Source organism: Legionella rubrilucens (assembly GCF_001468125.1).
GTDB lineage: Bacteria > Pseudomonadota > Gammaproteobacteria > Legionellales > Legionellaceae > Legionella_C > Legionella_C rubrilucens.
In genome coordinates this window covers 208,160-229,366 of the sequence record NZ_LNYT01000022.1, presented here as the reverse complement: position 1 = coordinate 229,366, position 21,207 = coordinate 208,160, and the positions used below count along the sequence as shown (strand labels likewise).

The window sequence follows — 21,207 nt, the reverse complement described above, 5'->3', positions numbered from 1 at the left end:
GCGCTATTCGTTGCTATGAGAATACAGGTCAATTAATTTTTCCTGAGCGCTGTAGGCGCCATGGGTTAAGGCTTTGTAACTGCCGTCCGCCTGCATTTCCCAGGCATTGCGGTTGTCTTTCAGGTAGTTTTTAAAAATTTCATTTTTGATGCGCCGCTGGCAGTTCTCATCGAGAATAGGAAACATGACTTCGATGCGGTTATAAAGATTGCGCTCCATCAAGTCCGCGCTGGAGCAGAAATAAAATTCCTCTTCCTGTTTGCGGAAATAATATATGCGGTGGTGCTCAAGAAAGCGCCCAACAATGGAAATGACGCGGATATTGTCGGAGATGCCGGGTATTCCCGGTTTAAGGCAGCAGAGGCTTCGCACCAGCAGTGTAATCTTAACACCCGCCTGAGAGGCAAGGTAAAGCGCTTTTACCATGACTTTGTCGGTTAGGCCATTCACCTTGATGATAATTTCAGCCTCTTTGCCTTCTTTGGCGGTGGCGGCGCAATCCTCAATCAATTGCAGCAGGTTTTTCTGCAGTGTAAAAGGTGAATGGCACAAGGCTTTGAGCTTGACCGTTTTACCCAAGCCAGTCAGTTGCTGGAAAATAATCTGCGTGTCGGCGGTAATGGTGGACTCGCTGGTTAACAAGCCAAAATCCGTGTAGCGTTTGGCGGTTTGCTCATGGTAATTTCCTGTCCCCAGATGAACATAACGCTTCAGCTTGCCGTGAGTTCTTCTGACCACCAGTGTCATTTTGGCATGAGTTTTATAGCCCATGACCCCATACAGAACCAGCACCCCGGCTTCATGCAGACGGTTGGCCAGTTTAAGGTTTGATTCTTCATCAAAGCGGGCTCGCAATTCAACGACGGCAGTTACTTCCTTGCCTGAGCGCGCTGCCTCAATCAGGGCTTTCACCATGATGGAATCCGAGCGGGTGCGGTACAAGGTCTGTTTAATGGCCAGTACGTTCGGATCGGCCGCGGCCTGGCGCACGAAATCAATGACCACATCAAAACTCTGGAAAGGATGGTGCAGGAGGATGTCCTGCTCATCAAGGACGTTAAACAGGTTGCGCTTATGATTGAGAAACGTCGGGTATTGGACATGCAGCGGCGGATAATTCAGGTCGGGGCGATCGATTTGATTGATGACGCTGGCATAGCGCTGCAAATTAACCGGCCCATCGCAATAATAGCTGTCTTCATGGTGCAGGTGGTGTTTCTGCAGAAGAAAATCCACAATGTGCGGCGGGCATTTTTTGTCGATTTCAAGCCGGACCACATGACCGTAATGGCGGGAGAACAATTCGCGCTGTACGGCGACTGCCAGATCTTCAATTTCTTCTTCGCGCAAAAATAAATCACTGTTTCGTGTTAAACGAAAAGGATAACAGCCATTGATTTCCATGCCCGGAAACAGGCTGTGGATGTGCGTTTGAATAATGGATGAAAGATAAACAAAATAACTGCCGCCTGGAGTGCAGAGTTCGGAGGGAAGGTGAATCATGCGCGGCAGAGAGCGGGGCGCATGAACCACCGCGTAATCAATGCTGCGATCGAAGGCGTCCCGGCCCTGCAAAGCAATAATGAAATTGAGGCTCTTGTTAAATAAACGCGGAAACGGATGCGCCAGATCCAGCGCAATGGGGCTGACTATGGGTAGAATTTCATTTTTAAAATAATGCTTGGCCCACAACTGGATGTCTTCGCTCCACTCATCAATTCCGAGGAAATAAATGTTTTCTCTGCGCAGCGCCGGCATCAGTTCGCGATTGAAAATCTCATAAAGTTCATCGCTCAGCAGATGGGCCTTGCGGCTTAAATGATTAAACACATCATCGGCCGTTAACCCATCGATATTGGGTTTGCGGGACGACAGGGCGATTTTTTCTTTCAAACCGGCAACGCGAATTTCAAAAAACTCATCGAGATTACTGCTGCATATGCATAAAAAACGCATGCGTTCCAGCAAGGGGACGCGTTCATTTTTAGCCAGTTGTAAAACCCGTTCATTGAATGCCAGGGCAGTGAACTCGCGATTGATGTAGTATTCCGGATTGTCCAGAGATTCGCTCACACCGATCTCCTCCATTAAGGTGGCCTCATTCGCCAATACAAGCAAATTTCTCGCCTGTTTATCTTACTATAAAAAAGCAAATGCCGATAAAGGCAATAAATCCCCAAAACGGCGATAACTGCAAATAAACCAGGGCAATGAAAAATAACACCGTCGCAATACTGATGGAAAGGGAATAATACATACTCACCACCCCCTGAGCCACTGAAAACGAGGCAGCGGCCAGCAAGGCCAGGGCTCCATACTGAACTGAAACCATGATTTTATGAGCCAGGACACTGGTGCTGCTGCTTAAAAATCGGTAACCCAGTACGGCTAAAATCAAACCCGGTAAATTAATGCTGGCAACGGCCAGGACCAGGCCCCAGAAGCCGGCTGCTTTGTAACCGATGACCGCTGACAATTTTACGGCAGTTAAACCGGGAAATAAAAAGGTCGTACCAACCATGTTGACAAATTCTTCGGGACTAATCCAATGCCGGTAGACCACGGCTTCGTATTCAATCAATTTCAGCATGGAATTACCACCGCCCAGCGAGATAAAGCCAATTTTGCCGAAACTTGCCATTAAAGCGAGGAGGGTATTAATCATGATCAACCTGCTGTTTCAGAAAGCGCACGTAATCGCAGGGCTTGAGATCGGGAAAAATATGCCGGGCAAGGGCTTGAACCAGGGCCTGCGACCGCCCTTCCAGGCAGGCGCTGAAAAAAATACCCGAGCCGATTTTAAGCCGCGACAATTCCAGTTTAATGGTTGGCTCATTGGTCAATTGATGAATGAGCGCTTCCTTTTCCACGGTGATGAGGCGTGACTCTTTTTCAACAAATTCCAGCAGTTGCCGTGCTGAAAGCCCATCGGTTCCAGGTAAAACCGCTTCAGAGGGTTGTTCATGGAGGAGTATTTTCTTACCAAACCCCAGTAACAGCGGGGTTTGGTCGAGTAAAGGCTTGTACAGGAGTTCGCCCCGTCTGACTTTAATATTGAAGTCAAAGGGAAGAAGCAGGTGGTAGGTGTCTTCTCTGTGTTTGCTTTCATAACGGGTTAAATCAAGATAATAATCGCTTAAGCCATGAAGGACTGCAATGTCATTTTCCGGCCAGAAATAACGCGCTTCCCAACGCAGGGATTCTTTGGCAGCAGGCACGAGGGGTGGGAATTGCTCGGCATGCGTAGGGTCAATTTCAAAATTCCAAACCAGGCGTTTTTTCATAGGCGGATTGACTGGGTGATTCTTAAGTTAGTCTATTTCATGGGGGTGGGCTATTAAAAGCCTTTTTTTCTTCGTGGGGCAAAAAAAGCGCTTACCGCTGGAGTCAGTTTGCAAATGCAAACCATTCGTCATGGCATATCATATTCCCTTAATAAATACGTTTTATACTCAATGAATAATAGTTGGGCATTTTGAGTTGTCATGCTTGCAAAAACAGAGAGCAATCTAATTGCTAATGATAAAAAAAGATTAAGTCAGTTCATTCTGGACTTATGTGGTTTTACTTTAGACAAAGCCGGCTGTAACCCCGCGGCTTATGCTTTTCACCTGCACATCGCCCTGCGGCGGCAAATGGTGCTTAAGGCAGACAAATGGAACAAGTTATGCCAGGCATTGCCTTTAGCCTGGCATGATGAAGCCAGTGCCGGCACCCTGGTTCTGCTCAAGGAATTTGCTCAAAGCATCGTCGATGAAGTTCAGCAGGCCAATCGTGATCCCTGGGGCGTGAAATTACTCAAAACCGGCTATTTAAGCGAGCTTGATAAAGCCCGTAAAAACACTGAAATGGCGATTCGAACGCTGGCCAATGCGCCTGAGGACATGTCAGTCAGTATAATCCATGGCGAAGAACTCGGCGAAACCTTAAGCAGGGAGTATCTCGATGCCCTGCATGCACACCGTAATTATTTAGATACCCTGCTGACTCTGCCCTTTGTGCTTGAAAAATTCTGTGTTGGCGTGGCCAATAACAAGGGCATTAATTACGTCCCCCGTAAAAGCGCGGAAATGCTGACCCGCGTGCTTGACGTGGTCAGTCTGTCGCTGGATGAGCACCGACTGACGGAAGCCTTAAAACTGGCTGTACAGATTGCCCTGCCTGAATTACCCATGGATGAACAATTAATTGATCAGATTAAAGACGAGCTTTTACCCTTCATTGTACAGGTCATGCAGCACAATGAACGGCTTGTAAAAGCCAAGGGAAAAATTTTCCCGGTCGATGATCCGAAAAAAACCGCTGCCCGTCAGAAATTATTGTCTCATCTCGGCATCCATTTTGATTCCCTGCAGGATGTGATCCAAAATACCCTGCTTAATCCCGTTCATCAGTGCGAGCAATTGGCGAGTGGCCTTTGGGGCGCCGCGGAGGCGACAGGAAAAGCCATTGCCAATGACAATGTAATCGACCGAGCCGCCCAGATTGGCAGAATCTTCGCTAACCTTGATCAGATGGCCGATGTCACCGCGCAGGTGGATGAAAGCCTGCTGCCGCCCTGGTTGCGGGAAACCAGCCGTTATTATCAGGAATTGCACCAGAAAGCGGATGGGATTCAGAATTTGATGCAGGCGGCTTATGAGGGATTCGGGGTATTTTACAACCGTTTAACCTACTTTATCCCGGAATCCATAAGACAGTATTTAACCAACCGGCAGGATGATTTTGCCGAAATTTTTCATACCTTTGGCGCCAAGGCTGGTGGGGCGGAAGCCGCGCTGGTGTATCTTAGCTTTTATGAGCTGGCTGTTCGAAGCGATATTCAGGAACCCTTGATTGAGCGGTTCTTTAACGCGTACATTCGCGATTTATATAAAGACACGCAAGCGAAATTCCCTTACTCCGATTTCAAAGCCTTCAGAAAAAGCCTTCATGAAAGCGATCTGGCGATTCCGTTACACCAACGCCTGAAAGAATTTGCCGACCAAAAAAGCAACAAGCCGACGCCTGCCTCACTGGGAAGCGAGGATTTCCGGGCTTTTGATGTGGTGTTGATGGTTCATCAGCTTAAGGAATTGCAGAGCCAGTTTAATGCGGCATTGCAGGCAAACGATTTTAAAGCCTTGTCTGAAATCATGATGGCCCTGAAACTGGCGATGGAGGCGATAAACAGCAGGAAAGACAACCCCACCCTGAACGCATACAGCCAACGCTTCCTGAAACCTGCCATTGAAGCCATGCTGCTCGATGCCATGGGGAATGAATTTATACCCTTGCTGGAGCGTGTCATCGGCTACGATGAGCCAAGAGTTGACCCTATCAATAAGGCTGACACGAATCATTTGCCCGCCATTTATGCCAAGCTTAAATCCAGGCAGAGATTATCGAGACAGGATTATGAGTCCCTCAAATCAGTCTTTGCCAACACGGCTGAATTCGCCGCCTGCAAGGACTTGTTCACTGCGGCATCTTCGCTGGAAAAATCATTCTGCAAATTATTCCCGGCCAGTGATGCCAACCCTGAGCCTTGCCCGACACCGCACCAATCGCGTGTTCATTTTATTACAACTCAGGCGCTTCCAAACATCAAAATAACACTGCAATACCTGCTGAACGGACTTGATGATCAGAAAAAGGAATGCAACAGATTATTGGAATTATGTGACGCAGGGAGCGACTTGCATGCACTCTGTCTAAAAAAGATAAACTACATTGACAGCGTAAAAGCAAGCATTAATAAACTCAACGATGCGATTACCCACCATCCTGGTACGTTGGCTCAAGCGCTTGATGGTTGGATTAGCGGGCAAAAAGTGGAAGAAGGGATTAAGAGTCTTTCGTTTACGTCCTTAAGCGGCAAACTGGTCCGCTTTGCCTGGACGGTCTGGCCGGCAAATGAACCCAACAAACCCGATGATAATTTTCTCCATAATCTCCTGACCTACTATTTTAAGGATTCGGATGCCAGTGAAATTTATCAGGCGCAAAAAACATTTCACGATGAATTAAATGCTAGGCCCATTCCGGAGTTAATGCCCGTCTTGACGGATCCTTTAAGTGTCGACCATCTTATTCCGGCCGAGGAAGCGCAGATGGATCAGCTGTTAAATACCCTGCTTGGAATAAATGAACAATCATTCCTGGCCTGGGGCAGCCAATTCCTTAAAACATCAGTACAAAAAATAGTGAGCAACATTAACAAAGACACGTTAATGAATTTGTTCCCGTATCCTTTCATGGGCATTATTGCCTATCAGATGATGCAGAGTGAGGAAATGCGGAATCTGCTGGGACAATTTCTTGCCGTAATGGCCACGGAATACGGTGATGTGATTGCCGATAAAACCCTGCAGGTGGCTAATATTGCCAAAGAAAGGCTCTACATGCTGTTGGGTGTGCAGTTGAAAAAAACCATGGAAAGTCGCGCCTATGCTTATGCCATCAGTGCCGACAAGAAAGCCGCCTCATCGGCTGACAGGGATGCTTTTGCTTATTATTACCTCCAGTACCAGGCCCTGAAACGCCAAAATCCGAAGGCGGACCCGGAATGGACCGCTTCCTGCGTCGGCTACCTCTTTAATGCCTTTCTTGGAGAAGAGAAGGACGCTGACGAAAGAGAGAATAAAAAAGACAGGCTCATGGGGGCTTTCACTGCGCTGGATCAACGGTTGCAGGATAATACCCAACCGGTTCGTGAGCGCTCAGCTGTAGAAGAAACACAGGATCAACTTTTATTTTTAATTCAAAACCTGGATTTAAGCGATCCGGACAATGACAACGTTATCCGCATCGCTTTAGTCAACCGCTACCTGCTGATGGCTCTGGAAGCATCGGAAAAACTGGAGGCCGATCAAAAATACAAGTTACAGCAACAGGCGATAGAAACTCTAGCCAAGGTCCTTAAAAAAATGGAAACGGATGAAGCTTCTCTTAAAAAAGAAGAAGAAAAAGCCGTTGCTCAATCATCCGCTCGACTGATGCAGTTGTTAAAACCTGCGAAAGAAAAAGCAGCGGCCGCACTTCAACAGCGGGCTATTGAACGGCTTCGGGCCGCAAAAGCTGACATTCAGCACGAAATTGATGCTCGAGAGGAATTGAAAACGGCGAAACCGCCGCGTCTTGGACGAAGCGTCGTGGCCGTGGAATACGACCTTGATAAAGGCAATAACCCCCGTTTGGCGGTAACCGTTATGCGATGGTTTTACGAGGCCGTGACTTTTACGTCGCTCTGGGCATCCATCATTGCGCCGCTGACAACCATCGGGGGCGCATCTGGCGCCTTACAATCCTTATTGGTTCTGCTTGGTGTTGGTGGCGCGGTGGGTGGAACGGCTACAATCGCGGGGGCGGTGGTTCTTGGCGTCATGGCCCTGGTGCGTTTCACCATCAAAATGGGTAAAGAGATTTTCGCACACCGCAAGGAATTCAATGACATCAGCAATCACCCTGATTATTCCAATGCTAAAAAAGCGGGATTAATCACGGTGGTTGTCTTGAAATGTTTAGGGCTGGCTTTACTTAAAACCCTGTTGACCGATTTTCTGGTGGCCAAAATTGCCAATGCGTTTGCCTTTGGCCCCATCGCGCGTTTGCGCAATGCCTTTCGGGTGTATCCTGCTCAAGACCAGGTCGAGGTGGAGTTGGCCGCACTGAATGACGTTAACCGGGCGATGAGTCGGGTCGAGGCCCTGATTGCCCAAACCGAAGAGGGTGACCTGCAAAAGGCCCTGGAGGAACTGGATAAGGCAATCAACGAGGCGGAGAAAGTCCTCGAATTGTCCAGCAACGATGTGCGAAACACGGATGACTATGAGCAGAAACTGGCCGAATACAAGGCCATGTTTAACGAGATTAAACAATTACACCCCTCTTTTGATGTGATGCAAAAGATGACCGATGCCATGCAGAACCCTGACGAGCCTGTCCCTCCCGTCCCCGCCGAGCCTGTAAAAAAACAGGAAGCGAACCTTGCGCCTGCCGAGCAGCGAGCATGGATTGATCTGGAGGCTTATTATGAAAAAACCCATCCCAAAACGCTGGAAACTGTGCAGGGTGTTGATGCTTCGGGGTATACGGCTACCTTAGTCAGCGGTTTCTTCCGTGTCATGGACTATGTCGGGCGGCTGTTTAGCTGGCAAAAACCAGAACAAAAACTGGATGAGCAGAACGTTACAGTCAAAGAGGGTAAGAAATCCCTGGACGAGAGCAGCCATCTCGGTGAATCCAGCTTTATCCTGCTTGATATTAAAACTGAAAAGCCCCAGGTTGTCGTCAGCGAAGAAGTCGATGCCTTATTGACCAGTATTTCCGTGATCCCGGATGTGGCCAAAGCCGAACCGTTAGAGCCGCCAAAGTCTCCAACCACAGGCTGGTTTAATTTCTGGCGCAAACCCAAACCGGTCGCTCCGGTGATTGTCCCTGAGGTGACACTGAACAAAGTCCTCGATAGTTAATCAGGATTTCAATCGCCCGATCTCGCCAATTTTGCTATTAACAGTATATACTTAGGTTTCATTTCCACTCTGTTTGGCTGTTAAAAGGAAGACCATTATGGCCGCTACGCTATTGTTGATTGCCTACCTGGCATTTACCCTGATTGTCCTTTATCGGGCGATGAGTCCCATCCTCTGGGAAGCTGGCAGTATTGTGTACCTGCTTATCGCGACGCTGTATCTGGATATGCACTGGGTGCTAACGATCCTTGTTGCATTGGGCATTCTCGCGGCTGTGGCGGTTGTCAGGGCCGAACCCTTGCGCCAGGCCATCACTGATTTTTTTTATGCCCGCTCAGGAAAAGCCATCCCTAAACTGTCCAAAACCGAAGAAGAAGCGCTGAATGCCGGTGAAACCTGGCTGGAAAAAGACATTTTTACCGGTACGCCGGATTGGCAGAAACTAAGCGCGGTGTCCACATCCTTAACCGATGAAGAGCAGTCTTTTCTTGATAACGAGACCAAAACGCTGTGCGACATGCTGGATGAATGGGAAATTATTCAACACGGTGATTTACCAGAGAAAGTCTGGTCCTATTTAAAAAAGAATGGCTTTTTTGGCTTGGTCATCAGCAAGGAATTTGGCGGTAAGGGTTTTTCTGCACGCGCCCATTCTGACATCGTCATGAAAATTGCCAGCCGCTCCGGTGTCGCCGCGGTGACCGTGATGGTTCCCAACTCGCTTGGCCCGGGCGAGTTGCTGCATTACTACGGCACGGATGAACAGAAGCAGCAATATTTGCCTAATCTCGCCAAAGGCGTCGACATTCCCTGCTTCGCCCTGACTGAGCCTGGCGCCGGCAGCGATGCGACCTCTATCCAGTCAGAGGCGATTGTGATGAAGAAAAAAGTGGGCAACAAAACGGAATTGTATTTAAAAATTGATTTGAACAAACGCTGGATTACACTTGCACCCGTGGCCACGCTCATCGGTCTCGCGGTTAACCTCAAAGACCCGGATGGCTTGTTACAGGGTGAAGGCGAAGAAGGGATCACCTGTTTGTTAATTCCACGCGATACTGAAAATCTGGAAATCGGTAATCGCCATTTGCCGGCCGATCAACCTTTTATGAACGGGACTATCCGCGGCAAAAACATTGTTGTCCCCATCACCACCATCATCGGCGGCCAAAAGAATGCCGGACGCGGCTGGCAAATGCTGGTGGAGTGTCTGTCCATCGGCCGCTCGATTTCGCTGCCCGCACTTGGCGCTGCGTCCTCCACCATTGCCTATCTGGCTACGGGGGCCTTTGCTCACATTCGCCGTCAATTCAATGTCGACATTGGTCAATTCGAGGGAATTCAGGAAAAACTGGCAGAGATCGCTGGTTTGAACTACCTCATCAATGCCACGCGCCTGCTGACGGTGGCCGCGGTCAACCAACACAAAAAGCCTTCCGTGGCTTCGGCAATTACCAAATATTTCAATACCGAATTGGCCAGAATTGTCATTAATGATGCCATGGACATCCATGCCGGTCGTGCGGTGGTGGTAGGGCCACGCAATTACATGACCAGCTTTTATTTAGGCATCCCAGTGTCGGTGACAGTGGAAGGGGCCAATATCATGTCCCGCAATTTGCTGATCTTTGGTCAGGGTTCGATGGCGTGCCATCCCTATGTTCGCGATGAATTTTACGCCATTTCACGGGAAGACAAATCGGCCTTTCATACCCTGCTGTGGAAACACATCCAATATTTCATGCAAAATTTTGCCAAAACCATTTGTTCGGGCTGGACTGGCGGTCTTTTTATCAGTGCCCCCAATAACGGTATGAAAAGAGCCTATCAACGCCTGGCTCGCTTAAGCCATGCTTACGCCTGGTTGGCCGATTTATCTCTGATTTATCTTGGTGGGGATTTAAAACGCCGCGAGCGCCTGTCCGCTCGTCTGGCTGACGGCCTTTCTTACCTCTACATGGCCATGGGCGTTCTTCTGACTTACCAGCAGAATGAAGAACATGCGGATGAGAAACTGCATGCGCAATGGGCGGTGGATTACTGCTTTTATCACGCCCAGCGCGCGATGATTGCCTTTTGTGCCAATTTTCCTTCCCGCACTCTGGGTGTGGTCATGCGCCTGCTGGCTTTCCCGCTGGGACAAACCATGCGCTACCCCAGCGACAAGGCTGATCATCAATTGGCCAAACGGATGATGACCAATAACCATTACCGTGATCGCATTAAAAAACGCATTTACCTCTCAGGCGATCGGCGGCAACCCGTGGATAAAATGGAAGAGACTCTGCAGATGGTATTGAAAAACGCTGACCTGTATAAAAAAGTCAGTGATCTTCGCCGCTTAAAATTGGATGACATGAAAGTGAAGCTGGCGGAAAGAGTCAGCCAGGGGAAATTGACGCAACAGGAAATGGATGACTTAGTCGCGGTTGAAAAGGCGCGATGGGATGCCATGCAGGTGGATGAATTCACGTTCGAATCCATGAAAAACAAAACATTCACGTCCGTGGCGGATAATTTACCCAATCCGGTCGATTAAACTTTACGTTCTTTTAACCATTTCTTTGAAATAATCGGTACTGCTTTGCCAGTACCGATTGCTATAATTGATTAATAATTAATAAAAATGCTGAGCGCCCTTCCCAGCATTTTGCACTGGTAAAGATAGCGAGAGGTAAGAATGCCTAAAGTAACACCATTACCCGACAAGGATGCCCTCTTAGCCTGCTTTAAATTCCCTGAGGCAGCGGATTATTTTCTGGAGCAATTTGAAAAAATCCTAAAAGAAGCCGGTGGCGACGTTTACAAAAAGTCAGAGCCGATTCTCAATAAGATCAAGGATTTTGTTAAAAATACCCATTACCAGCGCGATGCCCGCGGCTTTCCCTGGGATGGCGACACACAGATGCGCACCGATTTTCAAAATCTGCAGCATCATCTGGCCGAGGCCGCTGTCCGAACCATCACGGCCATTATCAAAGGCATTGTCAAAATGGATGTGGCGGTCAGCAAGGCGGCGCAGTTGCTTCGCGGCTACAGTGAAGAAGGGATGGCTTTGAAAGGCGTGCCGGTGGAGTCTCTCGATAAATTGTTTAATGCCTGGCTGGCAGAAAATAATTATTTAAGCAAAGGCAGCGTCATTTATCAAACCAATGAACACGGTGAGATTGTCAAAGACAAGGCAGGTAACCCCTTAAGGGCTGATCCTGAAAAAATCATGCAATTGATGGCGGATGAGAAAAAAGGATTTGGCCGGTTTCTTCAGGATCGGGGCCTGGAAGTCGTTGTGCAGCAACATCAGTACCCCGAGCAAGCGCAGACGGCCGATAAACGTCGCGAAGCCCAGGATACGGCCAAAAAAGGAAAAGCGACTCCTGCCCCGCAGGAAACCCGCCCGGAAGTGCCTTCCACGGCCGAATCCCCAACAAGCGGCGGGCGCATGGGCGGTTAATCACCTGTCCCGGAGTCACCCTTGATAAATTGGGAAAGTCAGGTTAGTCACAGGCCGCGGTTTTGGCCTGGTTGAGCCTGTCGGTCGAGCCGATGTCCAGCCATACGCCCCGGAACAATTCCCCTGTGGCCTGCTGGTTTCTCGTCAGGGCACGCATCAGCGGTACTATCGAGTAGCGTCCTGGCAGGCAATGCTTAAGCGCCTGAGGATGATAACAGGCAATTCCCGGATAGGTGTAAACCCGATCATTGGTTAACCGGCCTTCTGCTGTCAAACCAAAATCTCCCGCCTGATTATGGGCGGGGTTGGGTACCAGCACGAGATGCAGCAGTGAACCCTGAGGCAGGGCCAGACGGGTGAAATCGTAATGGGTAATGATATCGGCATTGACGGTGAGGAACGGTTCATCGCCCAACAGACTAAGCGCATTGTGAATGCCGCCACCGGTTTCAAGTCCACCTGGGGGTTCCGGGGAATAATGGATAGCCACTCCAAAACGCCGGCCATCGCCAAGATGGTGGCGAATCTGTCCGCCTAAGTAGGCATGGTTGATAATGATTTTTTCAAATCCTGCCCGCGCAAGATTAACCACATGGCGTTCAATGAGTGGTATACCCTGGACCCGGCACATGGCTTTAGGGGTATAAAGTGTTACTGGCTTTAAACGTTCACCGCGTCCAGCCGCTAAAATCATCGCTGTTTTCATGGTAGTTGAATCCTGCGTTGCATGAATTGGTAAAAGGGCTGTAATTCTTCGCAGGATTCAAGGAAGGCCAGGGTATAATGCATAGTCAGCGGTAAGTCGTTTAAGTAGCCTGGCTTGTGGTCGCGGATAAACAGGCGCGAAAAAACACCCAGAACTTTCAGGTGCCGCTGCAGACCGCATAACTCGAAAGCGCGGAAAAAATCCTGAAACGGTAATTGTTGGGCAATGACGGACTGGGCGTGAAAACAGTGAACCCAATCACGAACCTGCTCACAGGGCCATTGGACGTAGCAATCTTTAAGCAGCGACACCAAATCATAGGTTAGCGGGCCTCTCATGGCATCCTGAAAATCAATAATGCCCAATTCCCCCGATTCAAGAATCATGATGTTACGGGAGTGATAATCCCGGTGGATAAAAACCTGAGGCAGACGGCTGATTTCAGTCATTAACCAGTCAAAGGTTTGTTCAAGCATGGTCTGTTCAGCCGAAGTCAGTTCAAGTTTCAAATAGCTGTCGAGAAACCAGGTGGAGAACAACCCTAACTCCTGCCGCATGAAGGACTGGTCAAAGGAGGGGAGCAAAAAGCGAGGGCTGGCCGTAGCGCATTGCTGCATAACGATTAAACTGGCAAGCGCCTGACGGTAAAGCGAGTCTGCACGATCGGGCGTCAACTGCGAGAGCAACAGGGTGTCGCCAAAATCGTCGAGCATGGCAAATCCCTGGGCTTCATCGCAGGCATACACTGTGGGTGTCCTGACACCGGCCTGTCGTAATAAATCGCCAACCAGCAAAAACGGCCTCATGGTTTCCTTATCCGGGGGCGCATCCATGACGATGCGGCTAATGCCGTTATAATGGAGACGATAGTAGCGTCTGAAGCTTGCATCCCCGGTTAAAGACACTAACTCATAGTGTTGCCGCGGAAGCACGCTCTGAAGCCATTTGCTCAGTGCGCTTTGACGATGTTGCATGTTATACTCCAAACCCATTGCCTGACTGAAAATATCAGGGGCGTTTAAATGACTGTGCACAATGTGCACCAGGATCATAAGGTATTTTGGTGACGGTGAACATTAGATATTATCGATTAATGCCGCGCGGTTTAAAGCCGGTTGCAGCAGCGGGGTTCTTCCTGATAACGCTCGGGATCCTGCTTTACCAGGACGCTTCCAGTGCGGCAGAAACCTGGCTTGAACCGGTGCAGGCCTGTATCATTCCACGCGAGGCAGTGCTTGATCCCATGCTTCGGGCCAGAATTGCCCAATGTTTAGGTTGGGAAGAGAGTTCGGCGTTGCCGATGTGTCGGGGGGCCTACCGCCCGGTGGATGTTGAGCCGTTGGCTGAAGACGATGAAATCCGTATTCAGGCGGATGAAGTGTCCTTTTACAATCAGGGCCGCTCAACATTGAAGGGCAATGTCGAGGTCCATCAAACCGGCCGCATTGTCAATGCCGAGACCGCTTATGTGTACCGTGACGCCAAAACCAATCAGGTTAACCGCATTGAATTGTTAGGCCGGGTCAATTACCTTGAGCCCGGGCGCCTGATGATTGCCAGAAAAGTAAACATCAATCCATCGGATCGCTCCGGACAGGCAGAAGACGTGTTATACCGCTTTAATTCACCCCGCCCCAGCGCTTCTTTACCGGCCTGGGGGCGGGCCAGCTTTATTGAACGCTTTGCCAACAAGGATTATTTTTTAAAAAAGGCAACTTACACCACCTGCGCCCCGCAGGATAAAGCCTGGCAGATTGAAGCCGATTCCATTGCGCTGGATGACTCCACCGCCACCGGCGTTGCCCGTCATGCCCGTTTGCGCGTCAGGGATGTTCCTGTGTTTTATACGCCTTATTTAAGTTTCCCCACTTCCAAAGACAGAAAATCAGGGTTCCTGCTGCCTACACTGGGTTCATCCAACATTGGAGGGTTTAATTTTGCCCTGCCGTATTACTGGAATATGGCGCCTAATTATGACGCCACGATAACCCCCGAGATTTACACGCGCCGCGGTGTGATGCTGGGTGGGCAATTCCGTTATCTGACCGAAAACTCAACGGGTATTTTTAACGGACGCTTTTTACCTCAGGATCGTGCCTATAACCAGTTTCTGCGCGATAACGAACTGGAATTTCCGGCGTTGCGTAACGAATCCAGTAATCGCTGGTCCCTGCAATACAATGACATCACCCGGCTGGCTCCAAACCTTCGCCTGCGGATTAATTACCAACAGGTGTCGGACGATTATTTTCTACAGGATTTCAGCAGCAATCTGTCGGTGCTGACCGAGAGGCAGTTGTTGCGTCAGGGGGATTTAATCTATACCACGGATCACTGGCTGTTCCGCTCAACCCTGCAAAGTTACCAGACCCTGCAGCCGGTTAACCAGACGCCTGTCAGCGACATTTATGAGCGTCTGCCGCAATTGGTGGCCTTAGGCAACTACAACGACCTGCCGTTTAACGGCAATTTGATTTTGCATAATCAGTTTGATCAATTCCACTGGCCTGATAACAGTTTCACCGAGCAACCGGAAGGGCCGCGTTATCATTTCAATCCTGTGCTTTCCTTGCCGCAGATGAAACCTTGGGGGTATTTCACGCCAACGGTTGAGTTGGTGCAGAATTATTACAATATCCAGGGAAACGGGGTTATGCCTGATTCTGAATTCAGCCCCACTATTCCCCGCTTAAGCGCAGACGGAGGTCTTTATTTTGACCGTCCCCTGAGGATAATGAATCGTTCATTTACTCAAACGCTGGAGCCCAGGCTTTATTATCTTTATACGCCTTTTGTGGATCAGTCCGAGATACCGGTTTTTGATTCAGCCTACATGATTTTTAATACGGATCAGGTTTTTCGTGCGAATCGTTTTTCCGGCTACGATCGCATCAGCGATGCCAATCAATTGGCTTATGGCCTCACCTCACGATGGATTGCGGATGAATCCGGGGTTGAAAAAGCCCAGGTGACGGTAGGACAAATCCGTTATTTTGAAGACAGGCGAGTCCAGCTTTGCCGCAATCGTCCCGGCAAGCCGGATTGCATCGATCCGCCGACATTGCTGGGTTATTTATCACCACTGGCTGATTTTTCCCCTGTGGCTACGAGAGGCATGTACCGTTTTAATCCTGTGTGGACTGTGACCAGCGATTACGTGTGGGATCCCTATACCCGCAGTACCGATAACAGCAATGTCTATTTTCACTATCAGCCCGAGGCTAACCGCATTATTAATGTAGGGTATACCTACCTGGTTAATGGCGATATCACTCAGGTGGCACGCAGTACGGTTAAACCTCAGAAAAATCCATTGCATCAGGCCACGGTATCCTATGCCTGGCCATTCAATGATCGATGGAGCACGCTCGGCGCATTCAGTTACAACATCAGCAAACGTTATGAAATGCTGTCCTTTCTGGGCGTGCAGTACGATAATTGTTGTTGGGCTGTGCGACTGGTCGGAGGACGTTCTTTCCAAAGCCTGAGTAATACCCTTCAACCTCAATACAACAACCATGTTTATTTACAGTTTCTGTTAAAAGGCTTAGGCTCATTGGGATACAGCGATCCCATCGGCATGATTCGCACATATTTGCCGAGCTATGTGGATACTTTTCATCAATGAAGGCATAATGGCGTTTAATTAATCAAAGCTTGTTTTTTGGTTATAAATAAACCAAAATGGCGGCAAAAAAACAATTTAGAGGAAAATTGGATGTTAAAGCGGATTGTCTCTTTGGCCATGTTACTGCCAACCCTTGCCTTAGCTCAGCCTTTAGACAGCGTGGTGGCTATTGTCAATGACGGCGTCATTACCTCAAGCGAACTCAATACTCAGGTGGAAGCACTGCGTCAGCAAATGCAAGCCAGAAAAATGCAGATGCCGCCTGAAAAAACCCTGCGCAAACAAGTATTGCAGCATTTGATTGATGTGGATTTGCAATTGCAGCTGGCTAAGCAGAACGACATGACGGTCGACAGCACGGAGCTGAATGAGGCCATCAACAAGATTGCCGCCAATAACCACCTGACTCTCACTGAATTGCGTGAAGAATTAACGCGTCAGGGGATCAGCTGGCAGAGCTATCGCGAAAACATTCGCAAGGAAATTTTAATCAGCCGCGTGCAGCAGAAAGCTGTGGGCAAGGACGTGTCAGCCATCAGCAATGAGCAGGTTGAAGACTATCTTAAAACAGCGCAATTTCAGGATAAAACCCAATTTACCTATCACTTGCAGAACATTGTCATCCCGTTGCCGGAAGAGCCGACGACTGAACAATTAAATAAAGCCCGCCAAAAGGCGAAGGAATTATTGGCCAAAATCAAAAAAGGGGAGGACTTCAACCGTTTGGCGATTGCCGAATCAAGCGGTGAGTTTGCCTTGGAAGGGGGCGATTTGGGCATGCGTCATTTGGCGGAATTGCCTGAAGTCTTTGCCAAACAGGTGGTGAACATGAAAACCGGCCAGATTGCCGGTCCCATTCGTACAGGGAACGGTTTCCAGCTGATTCGGCTGATTGCTATTGGCGGGGCAGAGCAGAAGCATGAAGTCGTGAAGACCCATGTACGCCATATCCTGCTGAAACAGGATGCCAGCATGACAGCGGTTGAAGCGGAAAAGCAGGCCAATAATCTGTACCAGCAATTGAAATCGGGTAAAGATTTTGCTCACATGGCCAAGCAGTATTCGCTGGATGCGGCGAGTGCAGTAAAAGGCGGCGATTTAGGTTGGGTTAATTCCGGTGAACTGGTGATGGAATTTGAAAAAGCCATGGATGCCTTGCCCATTAACAAGATCAGCAAACCGGTTAAATCGGTCTTTGGCTGGCATATCATTCAGGTTCTTGGCCGTAAAAAGGTCGATGACACCGAAACATTCAAAAGGCAACAGGTTCGCGCCTTTCTGCAGCAGCGTAAATTTACCGAGGCGGTGCAAAACTGGCAGCAGCATTTAAGAGCGGATGCTTATGTTAAAATTCTGGATAAGGATTTAGCATGAAGCCGCTGCTGGTCAGCAGCGGTGAACCGGCTGGTATAGGACCTGATTTGTGTCTTTCGTTGGCCGGACTTGAATTACCCCTCGTTGTAATCGGTGATAAACAGCTTTTAAAGCAGCGCGGCAAAATGCTCGGTTTAGATGTTGAAATTCAGGATTACCACCCTCAAGTCCCTCTCCATGCCCAACCCGGGCAACTCACGGTGTTATCGTTACCCTGTCCTGCACCAGTCGTCGCGGGGCAACTTGATGCACGCAATGCCCTTTACGTGTTGGATCTGTTGACGGCAAGTGCCAAAGCTTGCCTTGCAGGTGAATTCTCGGCGCTGGTGACAGCGCCGGTTCACAAAGCCATCATCAATGAAGCCGGTATTCCATTCACTGGCCACACCGAATTTTTTGCTGATTATTTTGGTGTCAATGAGGTCGTTATGATGCTGGCCTGTGAAGCCATGAAGGTCGCTCTGGTGACCACCCATCTGCCTTTAAGTGCGGTGCCGCGGGCAATAAACCAGGATTTGATCATTGGCGTGGCCAGACAGGTTCATCAGTCTCTGCAAAGGGATTTTGGTATTCGAGAACCGCGGATTGCTGTTGCCGGACTCAATCCTCACGCCGGGGAAGGCGGGTACCTGGGTCGAGAGGAGATTGATATTATTGAACCCGCGCTGGCTTCCTTACGTCAACAGGGCATTAATGTGAGTGGGCCTTTTCCCGCGGATACCCTGTTTGCAACACAAAAGGCTGACCAATGCGATGTTTATCTGACCATGTACCATGATCAGGGATTGCCTGTGCTTAAGTATGCTGGTTTTAATCATGCTGTGAATATCACATTAGGTTTGCCCATCATTCGTACGTCAGTGGATCACGGCACGGCGTTGGAACTGGCCGGAACAGGCCATGCCGACACAGGAAGCCTGTTCGCTGCGGTACGCACGGCGTTGACCATGGTTCGAGCGAGAGGCCATTCATGACCATTATCAGTCTCATTGCCGCTGTGGATGAAAATCGCGGCCTGGGTAAAAACAATCAGTTGCTCTGCCATCTTCCCGCTGATTTGGCTCATTTTAAAAAAATCACCATGGGCAAACCGATTATTATGGGCAGGAAAACCTTTGCCTCGATTGGCCGGCCATTGCCGGGTCGCCTGAACATCGTTCTCAGCCGCACGGAGTCTAAGATTCCTGATGTGGTTACGGTGTCATCCCTGTCCCAGGCGCTTGAACAGGTTTCGGAGTTTCCTGAAGCCATGATTATTGGAGGGGCGGAACTCTTTGAACAGGCTTTGCCGTTGGCCACTCGCCTTTATCTGACAGTCATCCATCACCTGTTTGATGCGGATGTCTTTTTTCCGTCATGGAAGGAGAACGAGTGGTCCTGTCTGGAGATGCTTTCCAGACAGGCGGATGAGAAAAATCCCTACGATGTTACATTCTATTCTTATGAACGGCGTTAATTACACTGGATCCTGTTAAAGTTATCCATTCTGCAATTTCTGCCGCAGCGAATCTCATTAAATGAATTGATGACACAATTTTCAGAGCGGCGACTGGCACAGGCAACTTTGAATGGTGACTGCACGCAACCATACCCACAGACAATACGCCCGAAGTTATCACTGACGCATTGCTGATCCGGAGAGGGGGCGCAGGCGACATTATTCATGGATTTGATGCAATTATAACCGCAGGCTTTATTACTGAACGGTCCGGTAATGCACTGTTGCTGTGCATTTTGACTGGCGTGCTGGTGGTAATTGGCCTGTCCGCTATCCGAACCCAGGATACGGTAATTATCAGTAATAATTTCGTGTCCCGCATAAGAAATATTGCAGTGGTTATAACCAGGCCAGGTTTTGCCGGGTTGTTTACTGCCCTTGAAATAAGCCTGGCATAAAAACAGAGGATTGCCGTTGGTGTCGCGACCAATGGCCAGCGGCGCACCGCCTGCATTCTGCCAGAACACATTGCCAAAGGCATTGGCTGGTGGAACCTGGTAATCATTGACGATGTATTCCTTACCGCCATACGGCACATTGCAGCGCCCATACCCCGCCCAGGTTTTCCCCGGTTGCGTACTGTTGAACAGGCGGGCCAGGCAAAGAAACAGGGGTTTGCCATCCGTATCCGTGCCAATTCGCAAGGCTCTTGCCAGGGCTTGATCCTGACTGGGGTGTTGGTGCACATTGTTAGAAGGATAAGGCGCAGCCCAGAGAGGGGTTAAACAGCAGGCAAATAAAAGGGCATAAAATAGTCTCATTGCAAATCCTTGGGTCACTGTGATTAATTGTGCACAGCATAGCTGATGGCAAATTGAGGCGCAATAATCTAAATTTTAATCACTAGAAATAAAATCGGGGTGAGTATGGCGAATCTTAAGCGGGGGTCTATCAAGGTACAGGGGTTTACCGACCCTGAAATGGATTTCCAATTATTGCGCCAGTTGGGTGCAACAGCCTATGGCGCTTCCTCCGTTGGCGAATGTTTTGCTGCAGTCAACGACATCCATGACAATGAACCCAAAGACTGGGTTCATGTGTTTACCCGCTTGGCCAATCACCAGTTGCAGGATGGGCTTGCCCGTTTGGCTAAGCAGCATAAAGTCAGCGCGTATGGCCAGTTAATTAAGGCATGCAATTCATTCAGGGCTGCCGAATACTACAGTCCGGTCATCACGCCGGAACATAAACAGTTAGGCTTTAAGGCCCGCTCCAGTTTCCAGCAGGCGATGAGATGCGTGGATCATCATTTTGAGTCCCTGATGTTGGAATTGGACGGTGAAATGCTGCCGGCTTATGCCTTTTTTCCCAAAAAGGGGAAGCGCAATCACAAGACTCTTATCATTGTCAGTGGATTTGACGGCACCCTGGAAGAAGAGTTTTTAATGCGCGGCATGGCAGGGCTCGAACGCGGCTATAATATTGTGGTATTTGCAGGCCCAGGACAAATGGATACCTGGCGTGTGAATGAAACGTCCTGCTTCAAACCCGATTATGAACGTGCCATCCAGGTGTTGATGGACAGACTTATTACTCTTAAAGAAGTCAACCCTGAGAAAATTGCACTTTGCGGCATTAGCTTTGGCGGCTATTTCGCCACGCGAGCGGCGTGCCATGTACATCCTCTCGGTGCCCTAATAGCCAATTCACCTATTATTGACCTCTATGCTTACATGACGGCGTTTGCAGGCATTGATCCGCTTCGCGACATACCTGAAACCGATGACTTTGGGGTTAAGGATTTGCCGGATATTCCTGAGGATATGATGCCTCGTCAGGTGAAGTTCCAATGTGAAATGCTGATGCAGCGATACGGCAGAGAAACCTTTCGCAAAACATTTGAATACATCGCCCGCTTTAAAGTGGACGAAGCGGCGCTAAAACAAATCCAATGCCCGGCGCTGGCCCTGATTGGCAGCGGGGAGGGTGAGGAGCCGCAAAGGCAAAGCCAGGCGTTTATCAAACAGGTTCAGGGCAGCAGCTATTGCTTTGATGATGAGAGCGGTGCAAGCACGCACTGCCAGGTTGGAAATGTGATGTTTGCCAATGCCGTCATGTACGATTGGCTGGATGAAACACTGAATTAAAAAATTTACG

The 21,207-nt window shown here is 49.2% G+C and carries 14 protein-coding genes; 8 read left to right on the top strand and 6 right to left on the bottom strand.

Annotation, left to right across the window (positions count from 1 at the left end):
- Nucleotides 1–3 precede the first annotated feature (3 nt).
- The 3 genes from ppk1 to Lrub_RS12775 are packed head-to-tail and all read right to left on the bottom strand — an operon-like array spanning nt 4 to nt 3,284.
- Nucleotides 4–2,073: a polyphosphate kinase 1 gene (ppk1, locus tag Lrub_RS12785; RefSeq protein ID WP_193392358.1), complete on the bottom strand. Its 2,070-nt coding sequence runs from the start codon at nt 2,071–2,073 to the stop codon at nt 4–6.
- Between the two features lie 58 nt (nt 2,074–2,131).
- Nucleotides 2,132–2,665 carry a chromate transporter gene (locus Lrub_RS12780; RefSeq protein WP_058532491.1) on the bottom strand — a complete coding sequence of 178 codons (534 nt, stop codon included), beginning with the start codon at nt 2,663–2,665 and terminating at the stop codon, nt 2,132–2,134.
- Nucleotides 2,658–3,284, bottom strand: a complete 627-nt coding sequence (locus tag Lrub_RS12775; RefSeq protein WP_058532490.1) for a hypothetical protein — start codon at nt 3,282–3,284, stop codon at nt 2,658–2,660. Before Lrub_RS12775 ends, Lrub_RS12780 begins: the two co-directional genes overlap by 8 nt.
- Nucleotides 3,285–3,485: 201 nt before the next feature.
- Here Lrub_RS12775 and Lrub_RS12770 point away from each other — a divergent pair, with 201 nt between their 5' ends.
- From Lrub_RS12770 to Lrub_RS12760, 3 genes are all read left to right on the top strand, one after another.
- A complete protein-coding gene (locus Lrub_RS12770) occupies nt 3,486–8,453 on the top strand; it encodes a hypothetical protein (RefSeq protein WP_058532489.1) in 4,968 nt (1,655 codons plus the stop codon).
- A gap of 97 nt (nt 8,454–8,550) precedes the next feature.
- Complete coding sequence (locus Lrub_RS12765) at nt 8,551–10,992, top strand: acyl-CoA dehydrogenase (protein WP_058532488.1); 2,442 nt, start codon at nt 8,551–8,553, stop codon at nt 10,990–10,992.
- A 141-nt stretch (nt 10,993–11,133) separates the two neighbouring features.
- The gene (locus Lrub_RS12760; protein WP_058532487.1) at nt 11,134–11,904 is read left to right on the top strand and encodes a hypothetical protein; all 771 of its coding nucleotides are present in this window, start codon (nt 11,134–11,136) and stop codon (nt 11,902–11,904) included.
- Nucleotides 11,905–11,947: 43 nt separating this feature from the next.
- Here the strand turns inward: Lrub_RS12760 and murU are convergent, their stop codons facing one another.
- Together murU and Lrub_RS12750 are read right to left on the bottom strand one after the other, a co-directional pair.
- A complete protein-coding gene (gene murU / locus Lrub_RS12755) occupies nt 11,948–12,610 on the bottom strand; it encodes an N-acetylmuramate alpha-1-phosphate uridylyltransferase MurU (protein ID WP_058532486.1) in 663 nt (220 codons plus the stop codon).
- Complete coding sequence (locus Lrub_RS12750; RefSeq protein WP_058532803.1) at nt 12,607–13,584, bottom strand: aminoglycoside phosphotransferase family protein; 978 nt, start codon at nt 13,582–13,584, stop codon at nt 12,607–12,609. The genes murU and Lrub_RS12750 overlap by 4 nt, the downstream gene beginning before the upstream one ends.
- 119 nt (nt 13,585–13,703) lie before the next feature.
- On the opposite strand from Lrub_RS12750, the gene Lrub_RS12745 reads away from it, so the two are divergent.
- From Lrub_RS12745 to Lrub_RS12730, 4 genes are all read left to right on the top strand, one after another.
- Nucleotides 13,704–16,238, top strand: a complete 2,535-nt coding sequence (locus Lrub_RS12745) for an LPS-assembly protein LptD (RefSeq protein ID WP_058532802.1) — start codon at nt 13,704–13,706, stop codon at nt 16,236–16,238.
- 90 nt (nt 16,239–16,328) lie between these two features.
- On the top strand, nt 16,329–17,612 hold the full coding sequence (locus tag Lrub_RS12740) for a peptidylprolyl isomerase (RefSeq protein WP_058532485.1): 1,284 nt from the start codon (nt 16,329–16,331) through the stop codon (nt 17,610–17,612).
- Nucleotides 17,609–18,586, top strand: coding sequence for a 4-hydroxythreonine-4-phosphate dehydrogenase PdxA (gene pdxA / locus Lrub_RS12735; protein ID WP_058532484.1), 978 nt, complete (start codon nt 17,609–17,611; stop codon nt 18,584–18,586). The genes Lrub_RS12740 and pdxA overlap by 4 nt, the downstream gene beginning before the upstream one ends.
- Nucleotides 18,583–19,068 (top strand): dihydrofolate reductase, encoded by a 486-nt coding sequence (locus Lrub_RS12730; protein ID WP_058532483.1) that lies wholly within the window; start codon nt 18,583–18,585, stop codon nt 19,066–19,068. The genes pdxA and Lrub_RS12730 overlap by 4 nt, the downstream gene beginning before the upstream one ends.
- On the opposite strand, the gene Lrub_RS12725 is transcribed toward Lrub_RS12730, so the two are convergent.
- The gene (locus tag Lrub_RS12725; protein WP_058532482.1) at nt 19,065–19,871 is read right to left on the bottom strand and encodes a DUF3421 domain-containing protein; all 807 of its coding nucleotides are present in this window, start codon (nt 19,869–19,871) and stop codon (nt 19,065–19,067) included. The two genes, Lrub_RS12730 and Lrub_RS12725, sit on opposite strands and share 4 nt — an antisense overlap.
- A 105-nt stretch (nt 19,872–19,976) precedes the next feature.
- Here Lrub_RS12725 and Lrub_RS12720 point away from each other — a divergent pair, with 105 nt between their 5' ends.
- Nucleotides 19,977–21,197, top strand: a complete 1,221-nt coding sequence (locus Lrub_RS12720; protein WP_058532481.1) for an alpha/beta hydrolase family protein — start codon at nt 19,977–19,979, stop codon at nt 21,195–21,197.
- Nucleotides 21,198–21,207 lie beyond the last annotated feature (10 nt).